This window comes from Spirosoma aureum (assembly GCF_011604685.1).
Lineage (GTDB): Bacteria > Bacteroidota > Bacteroidia > Cytophagales > Spirosomataceae > Spirosoma > Spirosoma aureum.
Genome location: NZ_CP050063.1, coordinates 2,623,893 through 2,639,611, shown reverse-complemented (window position 1 = coordinate 2,639,611; position 15,719 = coordinate 2,623,893). Strand labels below are relative to the sequence as shown.

Annotated in this window: 13 protein-coding genes and 1 tRNA gene; 7 read left to right on the top strand and 7 right to left on the bottom strand. The window is 41.7% G+C overall.

Annotation, left to right across the window (positions count from 1 at the left end; all coding sequences use genetic code 11):
- Positions 1-50: 50 nt before the first annotated feature.
- Together pheA and G8759_RS10340 are read left to right on the top strand one after the other, a co-directional pair.
- Positions 51-1,124, top strand: coding sequence for a prephenate dehydratase (pheA, locus tag G8759_RS10345; protein ID WP_167207646.1), 1,074 nt, complete (start codon positions 51-53; stop codon positions 1,122-1,124).
- Between the two features lie 99 nt (positions 1,125-1,223).
- Positions 1,224-1,934 carry a sulfite oxidase-like oxidoreductase gene (locus tag G8759_RS10340; protein ID WP_167207644.1) on the top strand — a complete coding sequence of 237 codons (711 nt, stop codon included), beginning with the start codon at positions 1,224-1,226 and terminating at the stop codon, positions 1,932-1,934.
- Positions 1,935-1,973: 39 nt separating this feature from the next.
- Here the strand turns inward: G8759_RS10340 and G8759_RS10335 are convergent, their stop codons facing one another.
- Both G8759_RS10335 and purL read right to left on the bottom strand, forming a co-directional pair.
- Positions 1,974-2,531: a D-sedoheptulose-7-phosphate isomerase gene (locus G8759_RS10335; protein ID WP_167207641.1), complete on the bottom strand. Its 558-nt coding sequence runs from the start codon at positions 2,529-2,531 to the stop codon at positions 1,974-1,976.
- Between the two features lie 14 nt (positions 2,532-2,545).
- Positions 2,546-4,774 carry a phosphoribosylformylglycinamidine synthase subunit PurL gene (gene purL / locus G8759_RS10330; RefSeq protein WP_167207640.1) on the bottom strand — a complete coding sequence of 743 codons (2,229 nt, stop codon included), beginning with the start codon at positions 4,772-4,774 and terminating at the stop codon, positions 2,546-2,548.
- Positions 4,775-4,949: 175 nt separating this feature from the next.
- Between purL and G8759_RS10325 the strand changes: the two genes are divergently transcribed.
- The 3 genes from G8759_RS10325 (at position 4,950) to G8759_RS10315 (ending at position 7,644) form a co-directional block, all read left to right on the top strand.
- A tRNA-Ser gene (locus tag G8759_RS10325) sits at positions 4,950-5,034 on the top strand.
- A 136-nt stretch (positions 5,035-5,170) separates the two neighbouring features.
- Positions 5,171-6,127, top strand: coding sequence for an MrcB family domain-containing protein (locus G8759_RS10320; RefSeq protein WP_167207637.1), 957 nt, complete (start codon positions 5,171-5,173; stop codon positions 6,125-6,127).
- An 11-nt stretch (positions 6,128-6,138) separates the two neighbouring features.
- Positions 6,139-7,644: a caspase family protein gene (locus G8759_RS10315; protein ID WP_167207635.1), complete on the top strand. Its 1,506-nt coding sequence runs from the start codon at positions 6,139-6,141 to the stop codon at positions 7,642-7,644.
- Positions 7,645-8,015: 371 nt separating this feature from the next.
- On the opposite strand, the gene G8759_RS10310 is transcribed toward G8759_RS10315, so the two are convergent.
- From G8759_RS10310 to G8759_RS10290, 5 genes are all read right to left on the bottom strand, one after another.
- On the bottom strand, positions 8,016-8,897 hold the full coding sequence (locus G8759_RS10310; protein WP_167207633.1) for a CHC2 zinc finger domain-containing protein: 882 nt from the start codon (positions 8,895-8,897) through the stop codon (positions 8,016-8,018).
- A gap of 396 nt (positions 8,898-9,293) precedes the next feature.
- Positions 9,294-10,373, bottom strand: a complete 1,080-nt coding sequence (locus G8759_RS10305) for a hypothetical protein (RefSeq protein WP_167207631.1) — start codon at positions 10,371-10,373, stop codon at positions 9,294-9,296.
- 87 nt (positions 10,374-10,460) lie between these two features.
- The gene (locus G8759_RS10300) at positions 10,461-10,673 is read right to left on the bottom strand and encodes a hypothetical protein (RefSeq protein ID WP_167207629.1); all 213 of its coding nucleotides are present in this window, start codon (positions 10,671-10,673) and stop codon (positions 10,461-10,463) included.
- A complete protein-coding gene (locus tag G8759_RS10295; protein ID WP_167207628.1) occupies positions 10,670-11,959 on the bottom strand; it encodes a site-specific integrase in 1,290 nt (429 codons plus the stop codon). Before G8759_RS10295 ends, G8759_RS10300 begins: the two co-directional genes overlap by 4 nt.
- Before the next feature lie 20 nt (positions 11,960-11,979).
- Positions 11,980-12,198 carry a hypothetical protein gene (locus G8759_RS10290; RefSeq protein WP_167207626.1) on the bottom strand — a complete coding sequence of 73 codons (219 nt, stop codon included), beginning with the start codon at positions 12,196-12,198 and terminating at the stop codon, positions 11,980-11,982.
- 124 nt (positions 12,199-12,322) lie between these two features.
- Here G8759_RS10290 and G8759_RS10285 point away from each other — a divergent pair, with 124 nt between their 5' ends.
- On the top strand, positions 12,323-12,808 hold the full coding sequence (locus tag G8759_RS10285; RefSeq protein WP_167207624.1) for a helix-turn-helix domain-containing protein: 486 nt from the start codon (positions 12,323-12,325) through the stop codon (positions 12,806-12,808).
- A 51-nt stretch (positions 12,809-12,859) separates the two neighbouring features.
- Positions 12,860-14,992, top strand: a complete 2,133-nt coding sequence (locus G8759_RS10280; protein ID WP_167207622.1) for a WD40 repeat domain-containing protein — start codon at positions 12,860-12,862, stop codon at positions 14,990-14,992.
- Positions 14,993-15,719 lie beyond the last annotated feature (727 nt).

The following is a 15,719-nucleotide window of genomic DNA, read 5'->3' as shown; positions in this document are numbered from 1 at the left end:
TTACTGCTTTTTTATTGTGCTGGCAGATGACGGCACGCGACTGACAAAAAATGACTCTCGAATCCCTCCGTAATGACATCGACGCGCTTGATGATCAACTCCTGACACTCCTCAACCAGCGAATGGAACTTGTGCGTCGGGTTGGCGAACTCAAACGTTCGACAAACGCCGTTATTTATCGCCCTGAGCGCGAGAAGCAAATAATAGACCGTTTGCAGACGAAGAACAACGGCCTGATGAATCGCCCGGCGATTGAGGCTATCTTTCTGGAAATCTTTGCGGTATCGCGCAATCTTGAATTACCGGAGCGGGTCGCCTATTTAGGTCCGGAAGGAAGTTTTACACACCAGGCCGCCGAAAGCCGTTTCGGGGCGATGAGTGCCTACATGGCTTTGCCAACCATCCGATCGGTATTCGAGAGTGTAGAAACAGGACGGGTCAGGTTTGGTGTCATTCCGATCGAAAATAATCAGGAGGGTATCGTCGAAGAAGCGATCGACCTGCTGCTCGAAAAAGACCTGACCATTGCAGCCGAGGTTCAGATTCCTGTCCACTTTACTTTTGCGACCCAGACCGAAAATCTGGCCGAAATCACGCAGATCTATTCCAAGGATATTGCATTTCGGCAGTGCAGCAAGTTCCTTAACGATTCCTTTGAGGGTTTGCAGGCGGAACTGGTTCCGGTCGAATCGACATCAAGAGCGGCTAAACTGGCTGCCCAAAATCCACATACGGCAGCTGTCTGTTCGCACATTGCGGCCAAACTGTTCGATGTTCCTGTTTTATTCGACAATATTGAAGATAGTGATCTGAACCGCACCCGGTTCCTGATTCTGGCCAAAGATTTTAAAAATCAGCCGAGTGGCAGCGATAAAACAACAATCATTGCCAAGCTGCCTAACACCGAATCGCCGGGTGTATTGGCCGAGTTCCTGCAGGAATTCAATGCCCGGAATATTAACCTGACCAAAATCGAAAGCCGCCCCCTGCGCGAAGGGGCAACATTTCGCTATTGGTTCCTGATTGAATGTGAAGGTCATTCTGACGACCCGGATTTGCAGGAAATTCTAAATCATCATGCGGCCGAAGTAAAACTGCTGGGAAGTTACGTACGGGTGGCCTAAGCAGTCGCTCAGAACCGTGCCACGGTTACCAGGAACAGCATCAGTAACCGTGGCACGGTTCTGAGCGAAAATCCGAGTTTTACTAAAAATGGTATCTGTATGGAAGCCAATACATCCTCTGAAAACCCTGATAAGCTCGATCGGATTATCGATGCACGGATGAAACTGAAGCGTCGGTTCGAAGAGAAAATGGCGCAAACGCCATCCATGACCGATGAGCAGCCACGCGGATCGGGTTTACCAAACCGACACGGCATGCCCACAATACCCATCGGGCAGACAGTCACAACAAAATGGCCCGTCCTCGACCTTGGTTATCAGCCCAGTATTCCGCTCGACAAATGGCAACTCAACATTGATGGAGAAGTAGAGAACCCGATTCGGCTGAAATGGGAAGACCTGATGGCATTACCACAGGTTGAGGATACCAGCGATTTTCACTGCGTAACCACCTGGTCGCGGCTGGACGTTCCGTGGGTTGGAGTTCGGTTTATGGACCTGGCTGCTCTGGTCGATCCGAAAAGTACCACAACGCATGTAATGTGCTACGGATATGATGGTTATTCGACCAATCTGTCGCTCGAGGAAGCGCTCAAGCCCGATGTGTTGCTGGTTCATACGGCCGATGGTCAGCCTTTGGCCCGCGAACATGGTGGACCACTGCGTATGATTACACCCCAGCTCTACGCCTGGAAAGGCTCTAAATGGATCAAACGCATTGAGTTTTTGACTAAAAATCAGCTCGGTTTCTGGGAAGAGCGTGGTTATTCAAACACGGCATATCCCTGGCGTAATGATCGCTATTCATGATGAGAAGAGACGCAGGATAGCGCGTCTCTTCTCAATTCATTATGATTCAATAAACCCATAGCACAGCATGTGGCAGATGGTCATCTGGGCGTCTTCAACACGGCCATAGTGTTCGTCCTGAACAATAATGACTTCATCGGCAATGGCAGCGAGCCGACCGCCCTTGCCACCAACCAGGGCAATGGTTGTTAAGCCATTTTCCTTCGCCCAGTGAATCGCTTTTACCACATTGGGCGAGTTTCCACTAACGCTCAACGTTAGTACCAGATCGCCGGGTTGCGCATAATTGTGCAATTGCTGGACATACACATCCTCGTAGGCATAGTCATTGCCAAGGGCCGTAATCCACGAAATACTTTCATTCAGGGATAAGCAACGGAACCGTTTCCCCATCCGATCGGATGCGCTTTTGCCAAGATCGGTAATAAAATGCGAAACATTCGACGCGCTACCTCCATTCCCGAACGCAAAGAGCTGACGATCTTCTTCCCAGCATTTTTTGATCAGATTGATAATATGTTCTACCTGATCAATAGGGATAGCATCATAGGCAGCTTTCTGCCGTTCGAGATAGGTTTCAAAATAGGCTTTATTCATTCGTATTGGAGCAGTTAGCTCATAATTTTACCTAGAGCGTTATCGTAGCTGTCTTTTGCTTCGGCCAGGGTTAGTACGGCTATATCGTCGACGACGAAACCACCAGCGGTTACTTTTCCCAAAAAGGCAAAGGGCAGAATCGTATCATCCAGATATCCTTCAACGTGTTGTTGCTGGTCAGGCGAGATCGAAATAACGACCCGGCTCTGGCTTTCACCAAACAGGAATGCATCCGTACGATAGCGGTCATCGGTTTCGATCTGGAATCCTTTGTCGCCCGCCATTGCCGATTCGGCCAGGGTTACGAACAGGCCACCGTCCGATATGTCATGGGCAGATTTGATCCAGCCATTTCGAATCATTGTTTTGATCGATTCCTGGATACGCCACTCGGTCTCAAAGTCGAAGTTCGGTGCTGGAGAAGCTTTAATGCCCTTGTATGAATACAGATATTCCGACGAGGCAATGTCATCGGTTGAAGGGCCAACCAGATAAATCAGATCATCTTCATTTTTAAAATCGAGTGTCATTCGGTGGCTGGGGTGTTCCATCAGACCCAGCATACCAATCGTTGGCGTTGGGAACACCGGGCCATCGTCGGAGCTTTGGTTGTAAAAACTGACATTACCTCCCGTAACGGGCGTACTGAACCGGCGGCAGGCTTCGCCCATACCCTGAACGGCCTCAACAAACTGCCAGTAGACTTCCGGCACATACGGGTTGCCGAAATTCAGGTTATTAGTAACTGCAATAGGCTCTCCACCCGAACAAACGATGTTCCGGGCGGCTTCTGCCACGGCGATCATTGCCCCCTGACGAGGATTGGCATTGACGTAACGGCTGTTGCAATCGACCGTAATAACAATTGATTTATCCGATCCTTTTACACGCACGACAGCAGCATCAGAAGGTGCATTGGTACTGCGGTTTGCCGTTCCGACTGTAGAATCATATTGCTGATAGACCCACTTGCGGGAACAGATATTTGGGTGAGTCAACAAATGCTGCGCTACTTTTTTTAGCTCATCCTTTTCCAGATCATCGACATCCGAGGGGTCAAATTTGGCAAACTCTTTAATGTATGCTGGTTCGCGGTATTCGCGATGGTATTGAGGAGCACCACCACCCAGCACAAGATCATAGGCCGGAACATCGGCTACCAGTTCGCCATACCGGTAGAAATGAAGCCGCTGAGTATCGGTAACTTCACCAATCTGGGCACAATTTAAATCCCACTTATCAAAAATGCCCTGAATAACGTCTTCTTTGCCCTTCTCGATCACAACGAGCATGCGTTCCTGCGATTCCGAAAGTAGAATTTCGAATGGGGCCATATTGAGCTGACGAGTTGGCACTTTGTCGAGGTCGATGATCATGCCATGCTCACCCTTCGCACTCATTTCGGACGTTGAACAGATGATGCCGGCGGCTCCCATGTCCTGAATACCGATCACATAGCCCGTTGCAATGATTTCGAGCGTAGCTTCGAGCAGCAGTTTTTCCATAAAGGGGTCACCTACCTGTACGGCTGGTAGCTTATCGGTCGATGCTGCCGATATATCTTCCGACGCAAACGTTGCCCCGTGAATACCATCTTTACCCGTTGCCGAACCAACGATAAATACGGGGTTGCCGACACCATAGGAGGTCGCTTTGGCTACTTTTCCGACCTCAACAATGCCTGCGGAGAACGCATTGACAAGCGGATTTGTATTGTAGCACTCATCGAAATACAGCTCACCACCAACGGTCGGAATGCCAAATGCGTTGCCATAATCGCCGATACCTTTCACGACACCGCGCAGCAATCGCTTGGTTTTGGCCAGATCGAGACTACCGAAACGGAGCGAGTTAAGCTGAGCAATCGGGCGTGCACCCATCGTAAAGATATCGCGGTTGATACCGCCCACGCCCGTTGCAGCACCCTGATAGGGTTCCAGTGCGGACGGATGATTATGAGATTCGATTTTGAACGAGCAGGCCAGGCCGTCGCCAATGTCAACTAATCCGGCATTTTCATCTCCAGCTTTCGCCAGCATCCGATCTGAGTCGCGCGGCAATGTTTTGAGCCAGACGATCGAGTTTTTGTAGGAGCAGTGTTCCGACCACATCACCGAGAAGATACTCAGTTCAGTAAAATTTGGCCGACGGCCCAGAATTTGGGCAATACGGTCAAATTCGTCGGGCAGGAGGCCCAGTTTACGGGCGGTTTCAAGCGAGGGTAGCGATTCGGTAGCGTCCACGGGAAGATTAATTGTTGACTGGTTGCGTAGTTGAGTACTAGCCGTTTAGCCGTTTATGAGTCAACAAGCGAACCATTCATGTATTGAAATGACTCCTCAAAATTACGGCTTTTGCCGGAAATTGGCCCGGTATGGGTTGACAAATCTCAAAAGGGTTGTATATTTGCACCCAGAAAGAGAGATGGCAGAGTGGTCGATTGCGTCGGTCTTGAAAACCGAAGACTGTCACAGGTCCGGGGGTTCGAATCCCTCTCTCTCTGCAAAAGAAAAATTAAAGCACTCATAATCAGCGATTTGAGTGCTTTTTTTAGTTTAGAATGTATCCTTTTGTATCCTAATTAACTTTTAGATACGCGGTATCACTTTTTATATAACTGCTTTTAGGTATATATCATAATGATAGTCTATTTTGAAGAGGTGCTTAAAAAGTACACAATAGCATATTCGCAACGATTTACTGGACACCCTCTAGCAAAAACCATCAGACATACGTTACCAGATATAATTTCAAAGTTTATTAATAATGATAGATATTTAATTAAAGGGTCTGCTGGCGCTGGGAACTGGACTATAATCCCATGGATAGCCATATTTGATACTTTTATTACTAGTAGTGCTCAATCAGGATACTATCCAGTTTTTCTTTTTAAAAGTGATATGAGCGGATTTTATTTATCACTGAATCAAGGTGTAACTGAAATTAAAGAAAAATACAGAAAAGGCGCAAAGAAAGTATTAGAGCTGAAGGCAGAAGATTATAGAATGCAGTTAGATTTAAATAATATAGTTTTTAAGGAAAAGAAAATATGTTTAACTAGTACGAACAGTATAAATTCAGATTTAGCATCGCTGTATGAGTCTGGTAATATTATTGCAAAATATTATCCTTTAGTAGACCTTCCAACTGATTCAGAGCTATGTAACGATATATTACATATTATTAAAGCATATGATTCATTATTCTATAATGAATTAATTTCAATTTCTCAATATGATAAAGAATCAAACGAAGAAAATTATTTAGGAGTAGAAAATTTACAAAAAATAAGATTACATAAACGTATAGAAAGAAACGCAAAACTTGTTAAAAAAGTAAAAGATATTCAAGGTTACACGTGTAAAGGATGTGGATTTAACTTTGAAAGTAAGTATGGTATCCTTGGAAAAGATTTTATTGAGGCTCACCACTTGAAGCCTCTCTCAAAATTAATTGGTGAGAAGATTTCATTGAATGCTCAGACGGATTTTATAGTACTTTGTTCAAATTGCCATAGTATGATACATCGTCTCCAAGATGTAAGCGATTTGATTTATTTACAATCTATAATAAATAATAATTTTGAACAAAATTAAAAGATTTTACTGTGGATATTACCAATATTGGACAGGTGATTATTAAAGATACTATCGCAATAATTATTGCGATAGAAAGCTATCGTTTTTCTGAGATTACTTCAGTTAAGTACGCACTAAAAGATGCTGAAGATTTTCAAAATGTTTTAATTAGTTCACTAGGTGTTAAAGAAGAAAATATTCATATTAGAGTTGACAGCCTTGCTTCCAATACAGCCCTAAATGATGAGATACAATATCTCATTAGAAACCTTACTGAAACTGATCGATTTATTTTCTATTATGCAGGTCATGGTTTCTATGAAGCAGGACATGGTAATAGGCTTACGGCTTGGGATTCCAGTATCCAAAATCTTACGGACACAACTCTATCATTAAATGAGCTAGTTTTAGCTCCCTTAAGTAAATCAAAGTGTAAACAGAGCTTGATTTTTTTAGATGCATGCGCTAAAGAGTTAAAAGACAAACTTACTTCTAGAGAGTCTATTGGTGAATTATCCTCTAGAGGGCTAGAAAAGTACGTAAAAGATATACCCTACCATGCAATTTATTATGCATGCTCCCCGACTGAGAAATCATACTCAGATGACACATTACAAAATGGGATATGGTCATATTTTTTATTTCAAGGGCTAAGTGGTCGGAATAGGAGTGCATTGATAAATGGGCAGCTTACAGACACTTCGCTTAGAGACTATTTGAAGTCATCTGTTCAAGACTTTATTGCAACAAAAACTAATATTAAATATAGTCAGACACCCTATGCAACTATAAATACATCAAATTCATTTGTAATTTTTGAATATAACGAAGAAGTTTCAAATCCAAATGAAGCTATAGCTGATGAATACGTTGATCTAAAGCTACTTTCAAAGGATATTACTTTAGTTGATGAATCATTAATGTTAGTAGAAAAAGCCCCTGGATTTAAGAGAAGTCATTATCCTCCTGATGGTAATTCGTCTAGTGCAAAAATATTTGTCATTTCAGTATTTCAAACATTTATACTTGAAGAGCTTCAGGCAATTTACTTGAAAATTAAAGATGTTTTAAACTTAAGGAGAAAAGGTATCATAAAAAATATTGATCGAATCACACTGGGCGAAGGCGAAATTATAACTGACTATTTTGTTTATAGAATATCAATACAGCAAAGCAATAATTATATCAAATATGCCTTCATAAAACGCCAACTATCTCTAAAAGCACCTAAAGAAAGTTTACCATTTAATTTTGACTATATATTCCCTGTGGCCCTTAAGGTGGCTTATTTTCCAGTTCAGTATAATGAAAATAGCTTTGAGAGTTTAGTTAGCGAATTTGAAGATTCAGTTGAAGAAAAAAAAGGTAGTTTGGTGGAAGATGACATAAAAGAAACTATTAAATATACAACAAATGACAAGATAGTATATGAATTTTTTATCAAAGAAAGTAGATTGAAAATTAGTATTGAAGGCCACAGTAAAATAGTAGATACCATTTCTATTATTGAACAGTTTATAAATTCCTTAACATAGACTAAAGATAAGGATGGAAATTTCCATCCTTATCTTTAGTTATACTTATTATTTTTTTTCCTCCTGGCCGCCTTTGCGCATCGATGACAACAAAAGGCCGAATCCATCCTGATACTTTCGTACTTACCGTTACAGTGTAAACAGATCTTTTGATAGTACACCCGCTCCCCATAGCGTTCGGCGCGTTCATATTTGAAATTACGTACGGGTTTAGATTTGGTTGGTTCTTCCATTGGGATAAAGTTAAGTAGTGAATTGGACTCGATAAGTTTTGTATAATCGCTGCATAAGCAATGTATAAGCACATGATAAGCTGCTCCTAATCGGGCAAAACCATGCCGGAAGCCCTTAAAAAGCCTCCCAAAAGCCTATTAAGACTTTTGCTGTAGTAGCTCATTCAAATCCTTGTGATTAGCGTATAGACTTGAGCGGTCTTTAACAGGGAAACCAACGGCCTGTAATTTGCCATAGGCCGCACGTCCGGCAGTGTCATTGTCAAAATAACAGTTGATGCGTTTCGCGCCTTCCAGTGCCGACAGAGCTTGCTTGAGGTTGGTTGTGGAATTAAGAATGATCGTCGTGCAAACCGGACGTACGAACAGGTTCATGGTTAGGTAAGACAGAAAATCAAAAAAGCCTTCAAACAAATCAATTTCGTCGGAGCCTGCTACCGGAATGGTTCGGATGGCACTGACACCTAACCAGCCTTTAAAGAGCTTGGAGCGTAAAGCGTAGCTATCCTTATCGGTCTTGAAACCGACAGCGTAATAGGCCCGGTTTTTATTGAGGTAGCGAATCTCATAGAGGTATCGTTTGGCGAAGGTGGGTGGAATACCCCGGCTCATGACATAATCCATCAGGACGCGATTAAATAAGGCTCGTTCGTCGAGCAAGGTCATAGCTGACGACTCGTCGGTTTTTGGGGTTGTAGGGGCAATAGATAGACCGCTGAAAGAAAAGGAAGGGGGTTGTTCAGCGTCGAAGCCACAGAGTCGTTCACAGGCGGGTTTGAAGGGAATTTTTTCCACTAAACTAACCAGCCGGATCACGTCGCCTTTCTCGCCACTGCTAAAGCAATTAAACCGATTCTTTTTCGGGTTGACATAAAATGATGGACTGCGTTCACCCGTCAAGGGGGAGCAGTAAATAAGCTCCTGACCGGACGAACGGACCGGTTCAATCCCCAAGCTATGCAGGTAACTGGTAATGGGGGTTTCTTTTAGTTGATTTACGGTGGCTTGATCAAAATACATCGGTGGAAATTGATTAAGTGAAACAGAATGAAATTTGGTGCGCTTTTTTGGGCCTGTCTGAAATGGGGACAAATCACCGGACGGACACGGACGGACAACTTTCACTATGTATAGGGGTTTGTCCTGTCCGTCCTGAATGTCCAGTTTTGGGCGACAAATAATATTTTGTTTTCGCCTTACTTTTGGCCGATTTGCCAAATTTTCTACAAAACCACAGTTGCTTTTTCTTTCAGCGGTCTATTCTTCTTGGCTCTGTCCAATTCTAGATGTGGACGGACAAACTCCTTTTTGGACTGGACAGACAGGACAAACCCCCTATATATAGCTGTCCTGTCCGTCCTTTATAAAGAGACGGACGGAAATACATGTATTCGCCCGTCCGTCTTGTCTTTTGTCCTATTTGCCATTCAGAAACAGGCTTAACATGCTGGGGGCTGGCTCTACTTCGCACAGATACTTGAAGGAGTCCTTGGGTTCGCCCAGGTTGGTAATGATATTATAGTTATCCAGCATGTCTTTAATGGTTCGCTGAATTACCTTGTCATAGGCTTCGTCTCCCTGTCCGGGCTTGCGGGATATGTGTTGCCGTAAACCCTTTTTCAACTCGGTGCGCGTAATGCGGATTTCTTCGCCATAAATGGCTTGAGCCAAACGGTGAAGTTCGGCTAGTCGGCTTTCCTGCTTATCGAGTTGGGTACGTAATTCTTTGGACTTGGCATCGGACAGAGACACAAACCCTTTTTGGTCTTCGTCGTACTGGAAGGCGTGGCTATCAAAATCACCTGACCCTCGAATTAATTTGGGTTGTATCCAATGCGTTTTGGTTTCCCGGTCTTTGCGAATAGAAATAGCCCCCCCGCACTTTCGTTCGGCTTCACTGCCTAAATGCCCCCGCAACTTGCCCGTATTTTGAATTTCATGGATGAGTAGAACAATAGTCGTGTTTAGGCTGGTCGAGTAGCGCATGAAAAAGTTAATCAATTCATTACTTTTCTCTTCGTCATTGGCCGTACTCAGAAAATCGGTGATACCATCCACAACCCATAAAGCCGAATCGGTGAAGTGATCAAACAGCAATTGAATTGCTTCCCGGTTTTCCTTATAGGTCTGATGCCGCCAATTGAAAATGTGCAGATTTTCAGGAAGGGTTTCGGTTCGCAAAAGCCGTTTGATTTCGTCTTTCGCCTTCATCGTAAAGGCTTTGGGTTGCTCGGTATCAATATAGACCACCGGACGGCCTTCACAGTAGATGGAGCGAATGCTTAACGAATCGAAATCGTCCGGTATCGTTTCCATCAGGGCCGTAGCTATGATGTAGCGGCAAATGGTTGACTTGCCCGATTTTGCCATACCAGAGACAAACGAAATATCTCCTTTAATGGCAAAAATCCCGTCCTTGACGGTGATCGTTGTCTCAATAGGAGGAACATTGCTGGCATCAGTTAGGCGGGTTTGTAAAAGGTCGGATAAATTCATAGACTTGTATACCAAAGCGGGTTAGTAGCGATTAACCAGCACTGAAATTGACTAAAGGCACTTGCGCGCCAACGCAAGTGCCTTTTCTTATGAATGGGGAGAATCGTAAGCCCGTAGTAAAAGGGCTTGTACACTGGTGCAGAAATCAATGGTGTAGGCTTGTTGGTGGCGAGTCAGATGATGAAACTCTTTCGATCTGACTAACGACACGATCAGCAAGGCCATTAGCTCTCTTATTTCTTCTGCATCAAAGATTTCGGGCATTCGTTCCAGCGTCAAGAGTGGATAGAGCTTACTCATGCCTGTTTTAATTTCGCTACCCGAATGACCCGTTGCATGTTCTTAATGACCATAGCGGGTGAAATATCCAGATAGTGCCGTTCAGTCATGGCCGTGTTGGTATGGCCTAACATCACCGATATGTTTTTCACGTCCATGCCCTTTGCCTTGAGCAAATTGGAGAAGGTACGTCGGGCTACGTGGGTGCGGACAATCTTGGAGATATTGAGACAGGCAGCAATTTGTTGCAGATAGCCATTGGTTTTCTGGTTAGAGGGAATGGGTAAGAGCAAGCCCGTTCGCTTGCAGTCCTTATCCTCCCGGTAGTGTTCCAGAATCGCCAGTGCTTGTGGGGTAAGGGGTACTATCTGAGTAACCCCGCTTTTTTCCCGTTCTTTTTTGATATACTGCCAGCCGGTTTCCTTATCGGTGAGAATGTGGCTTTGTCGGAGTTGCGCCACATCCTTGTAAGCAAGTCCAGTATAACACTGGAATAAGAAGATTGAGCGGATACGGTTCAGGACCGGACTAGCTAACCGGCTTTCTTCGATCAGGCTTAATTCTTCAGCCGTCAGAAACTCACCTTTTTTAAATTCCCGACGAGCGCGGTAATTCATGAATGGATTACGGCTAATCCATTCTTTTTCTACTGCGTAATTCAGTATCCGTTTGGTATGCTGAACGATCTTTTCAGCATAATTGTGACAGTGCTTACTTTGCTGTTTGAGGTCGATCAATAAGCCCTTTGCATCAGCCGGTTTGACTTGATTCAGCTCACAATTAGAGCCATACTGTTTTACGAAGTATTCAGCAATGCGAATCGCCCAACGCTCATGCTGTTTATGCGTATCTAAATCAATATCGCCCGTCTGGACTTCGGGTTTAGAGCGTTCATCTAAAAAATGCTTAAAAGCAACGACCAAAATAGGGACTTGCTCAAAGGTCAGGGTTTTACCTAGTGCCAAGTCACGAATAGCACTGGTACTAATTTTTCGTCCTGTTACCCGTAAATCGGAAAAGCCCCTTTCAGCTTGCGCTTTCAGGGCTTGTAAGACTCGCGTTTGATCAGGCTGGCCGTTAATGGTTACTGCTTTGGCATCAAAATCAGCCAGGGTGCAATGAACGCCCGTTGCAAACATGGTTCGTTGACCGGCATAAGTCAACCGACAGTAAATAGGCGCTGATTTGCTTTTTCGGCCAAGTTTACGCGGAATAAAAATGACTGAAAATTCAGGAGTACGTTCCAGCTTGCGCGGACTCACAGTAACCTTGTTGGTAAGCCGTTTTCTGATAAGTTGCTTTTGCATCGTTAGGGTGGGTTAAAGGGTTAGAGAAGATCAGTGACAGTAATACCGAAGTAATTGGCTAATGCTTGGGCTTCATCCGTAAACATTCGCTTTTTGCCCTTGACGAGTTGCCAGAACCGTATCCGGTTAATACCAATACGATCATAAAACTTCTCGTCTGGCGTGAATTTGAGGTTGCTACGCTGCTCATAATCATGAATAGCAACGCTTAAAGTAGTAGTGCTCTTCGTGCCTAACATTTTCAATTGGTTTATTTAGGCCACAAACATGGCAATATAAAACCAACAACACAAGTAATTATTGCCATTATATTGGCAAATTATTACCAACGAATTGTTCGAATAAAACCAATAAGTTTGGGGTATGGAATTATCAGAGCATATAAAGGCACTGCGAGAGAGTAAGCGAATCAAGCTTAGTGAGATGGCTACGGCCTTAGGAGTGGATGTGTCAAACTACGCCAAGATTGAAAAGAAGGGTAAGAAATTGACACTAGAACGGATTGAGGAAATCGCGTCTGCACTGGGTGTTTCAACGCCTGAATTACTAGGCTATGGAAGTAGCGAAACTAGTGAACGAGTAAAGGAGTTGGAAAAAATGAATGCTGAATTAAAAGAGAGGTTACGGGAGGTAATTGGAGTGCGTGCAGATTTGAAGTCCTTCGAACAGAAATATGATCACCTCTATACACAGTTTAAGTTGTATGAAGAGATGACAATACAGAAAAAGGAAAATGATAAGAAAGTAAAACTGTTTGCTAGAGAAGTTCTAGCATCGTCAGGCGAGAAAGAAACTCAAGAAAATTTGATACGCTTTATCAAAGCTTTCTTCTTGGAAGATGAAATTTAATTTATCTTATTCCTAATTTTACCAAATTAAAAAAATAAGAACTATAAATTTATGTTAAACAAAATAATTACTACCAAAGGCTTACAGTTCATTTTGCTTTTTATGCTATTGAACAGTTTAATATCCTGTAAAAAAGAAGCTGAACCTACAAAGACTTGCATTAAACCAGCGGGTTTATCCTCAGTTGTAGATGCAAGCGATCTAAATAAATATATTTTTTCATTATCTGGAGAAGTTGCTGACATTTCTGACCAAATTACATGGAGTATTACAGATGGGAGTAATAAAAAAATAAATTCCACCACACTCTTAAAAAGTCAGTCATTTTCATATAATTTTTCGAATGATGGAAACTATAAAATAACCGCCGAAGCCTTAACAAGTTGCAACGATAAGATATTACTTGAAACTTCGATTAATGTATCAATAGTAATTCCAGTTGCTTCTGGCTTTTCAATTACCGAAAAGATGGTCTATAAAAATATCGGTGCTGTTGCTATTACAAACAATGGTATTGTAATTTCACAAGAACTAGATAAGATAAAAGTCTGGGATTATTCAAATAAAGCTCTTTTAAAAACATTAGACGGTGGGTCATTTACAAATCAAATTTTAAGGCTTTCGGTTGATGAAAAAGATTTGTTCTCTACAAGTAATAATAAGATTTTTATTTGGGATTGGAAAAATGGTATTCTAAAAAAAACCTTGAGTGCACATACAGGCTATATATACAGCATAAATGTTTCTGCTGATAATAAATATTTGGTTAGCTGTGCCGATTTGACTATTCGATTGTGGAGTATCTCTACTGGTGAGTTGATAAAAACAATAAACACAGTTGAGACCCCTTATAGCGTATCAATGACAAAAGATCAAAAGTATATCGTTGCGGGGTTTAGTAAATATTTTATCCTATATGATGCGGCCACTGGGAAAGAAATTTGGAAGCAAACGGATAGTGAAACTCCACTTTTCAATTTATTTATCGACCTAAATGGTGAGCGAATTTTTGCAAATAGCTATGATTATTCTAGCAATAAATATTCTGTCAATATATGGAATATAGCTAGTAAGCGAATAGAAAAAAAATTGGATTTGGGCTATGGTTATAATATAAGCTACGATGGGCGTTACTATATCACTAATTTGGGTGTGATAGATGCTAAAAATTTGGCAGTATTATGGTCTCAACCGTCTCAGGAAATCGGAATTGCAGCAATTAGCTCTGATGGTAAGTTCTTAGCTAAAGCACATTCGATGAATGATAATATAATTTCACTATATAATCCTGCAACCGGAGAGGCATACAATATTCCAACTGAAAGGCATATACATTTAGTAAAAGCAGGAGCCATTTCTATCAATAGCAAATTAATGGCGACGGTAGATCAGAGTATTTTTAAAATTTGGAATACTATTAATGGTCAGCAATTAATGCCGAGTTTAAGTAATAACAACTATATAAAAGTAGTAAACATTAATAATAATATTTTGACCACTTTGGGGCAAAATCCTTGTCCTGAGGTAACTAGATGGGATATAAATCAAGGTACAAATACTCCAATACTTAAGCAATCATTAGGCTCAAATTCTACATCCATTTGCGATACTTCATCAATACTCAGCTCAGATGGTAATTTTGTATTTTACAATAAAGATGGCGATTACAACGAAACTAGTATTTGGGATATAAATTCTGGCAAAAATATTTTTTCATTTAAAGGGCGTTATCTTGGCATGAGTAATGATAATCAAAAAGTTTATTCTTTTGATTATAATACCGGAAATATAAAATTACTAGAATTAGCAACTGGCAAAGAGCTTAAAAATATATATTTTTCCAATAAAGATTTTATTTATTACTCTAGCGTAAGTAAAGATGGTAGCTATTTAGCAGCTTCCTCAAATATAAATACGTTGACAATATTTAATCTAAACACCGGAGCAATAGTAAGTAAGCTACCATTTTCGAATATGAAAGATATTACTCGGATCGAATTTAGTAACGATGGAAAAAAGATTGCATTCGGAGATTTGAATAATATATTAATCAAAGATGTGGCATCCGGCACAACGATTAAAGATGGCCAATTTAATGATTCAATTACTAGTATTAAATTCCATCCATCGGGTAAAGCATTGTACGTTATTACAGAAAGAGATTTCTCAGTTATTAATTTTTAGTTTCGTTAATGACTAATAACAAGAAAAGCTACTAATCTGTGAATAAGCCTATAAAATTTATATTAGACATAGTGTAATATGACTTTTGCTATACACTGTATCTGGGTTCTAATTCACCCATTACAACTAAATAGGATACTTGTTTTCCTAAAAGAACACAGAGTAAATATCTCATAATCAACCCCTTACAACATTATGTTTTTGTGATAGTCTGCTGTATACAAGTTCCTATAAGGTGTATATATTAGACTGATTACCAGTAAATAACTGATTATCAGTCTAATATCAGCTACCCTCTCTCTCTGCAAGTAAAAAGACAAAGCACTCATAATCAGCGATTTGAGTGCTTTTTTTTTGTTTGATTTGTATCCGGATTAAGGAGCAATCTCAAAGGTTGTGGAGATATGTGTGCTAAGTATATTACTGCGTAAGCAGGTAAAGAAAGAATTCGGTGTTCTTTACCCCATGGAATGGCATCGAAAGGCCTTGGTTTTGGCATTAAACGATCCATTCGACGCATCCGTGCTACGATTGTCAAAATAGATAAGGTTTCTCCACGCTGGTGGGCTGATCGAAGTGGTTTTGAATGAACGAGCTAGATGAATGCCTTGAAGTCAGCCCGTTAAATCCACTCATTCCAGTTTACCAAACGGTGTTAAGCCGTAGAGTTTACCCCTTTTGTGCTCAAAGAGTTGACTCAGTGATTGGCTCAATTCAAAGGCAGTCT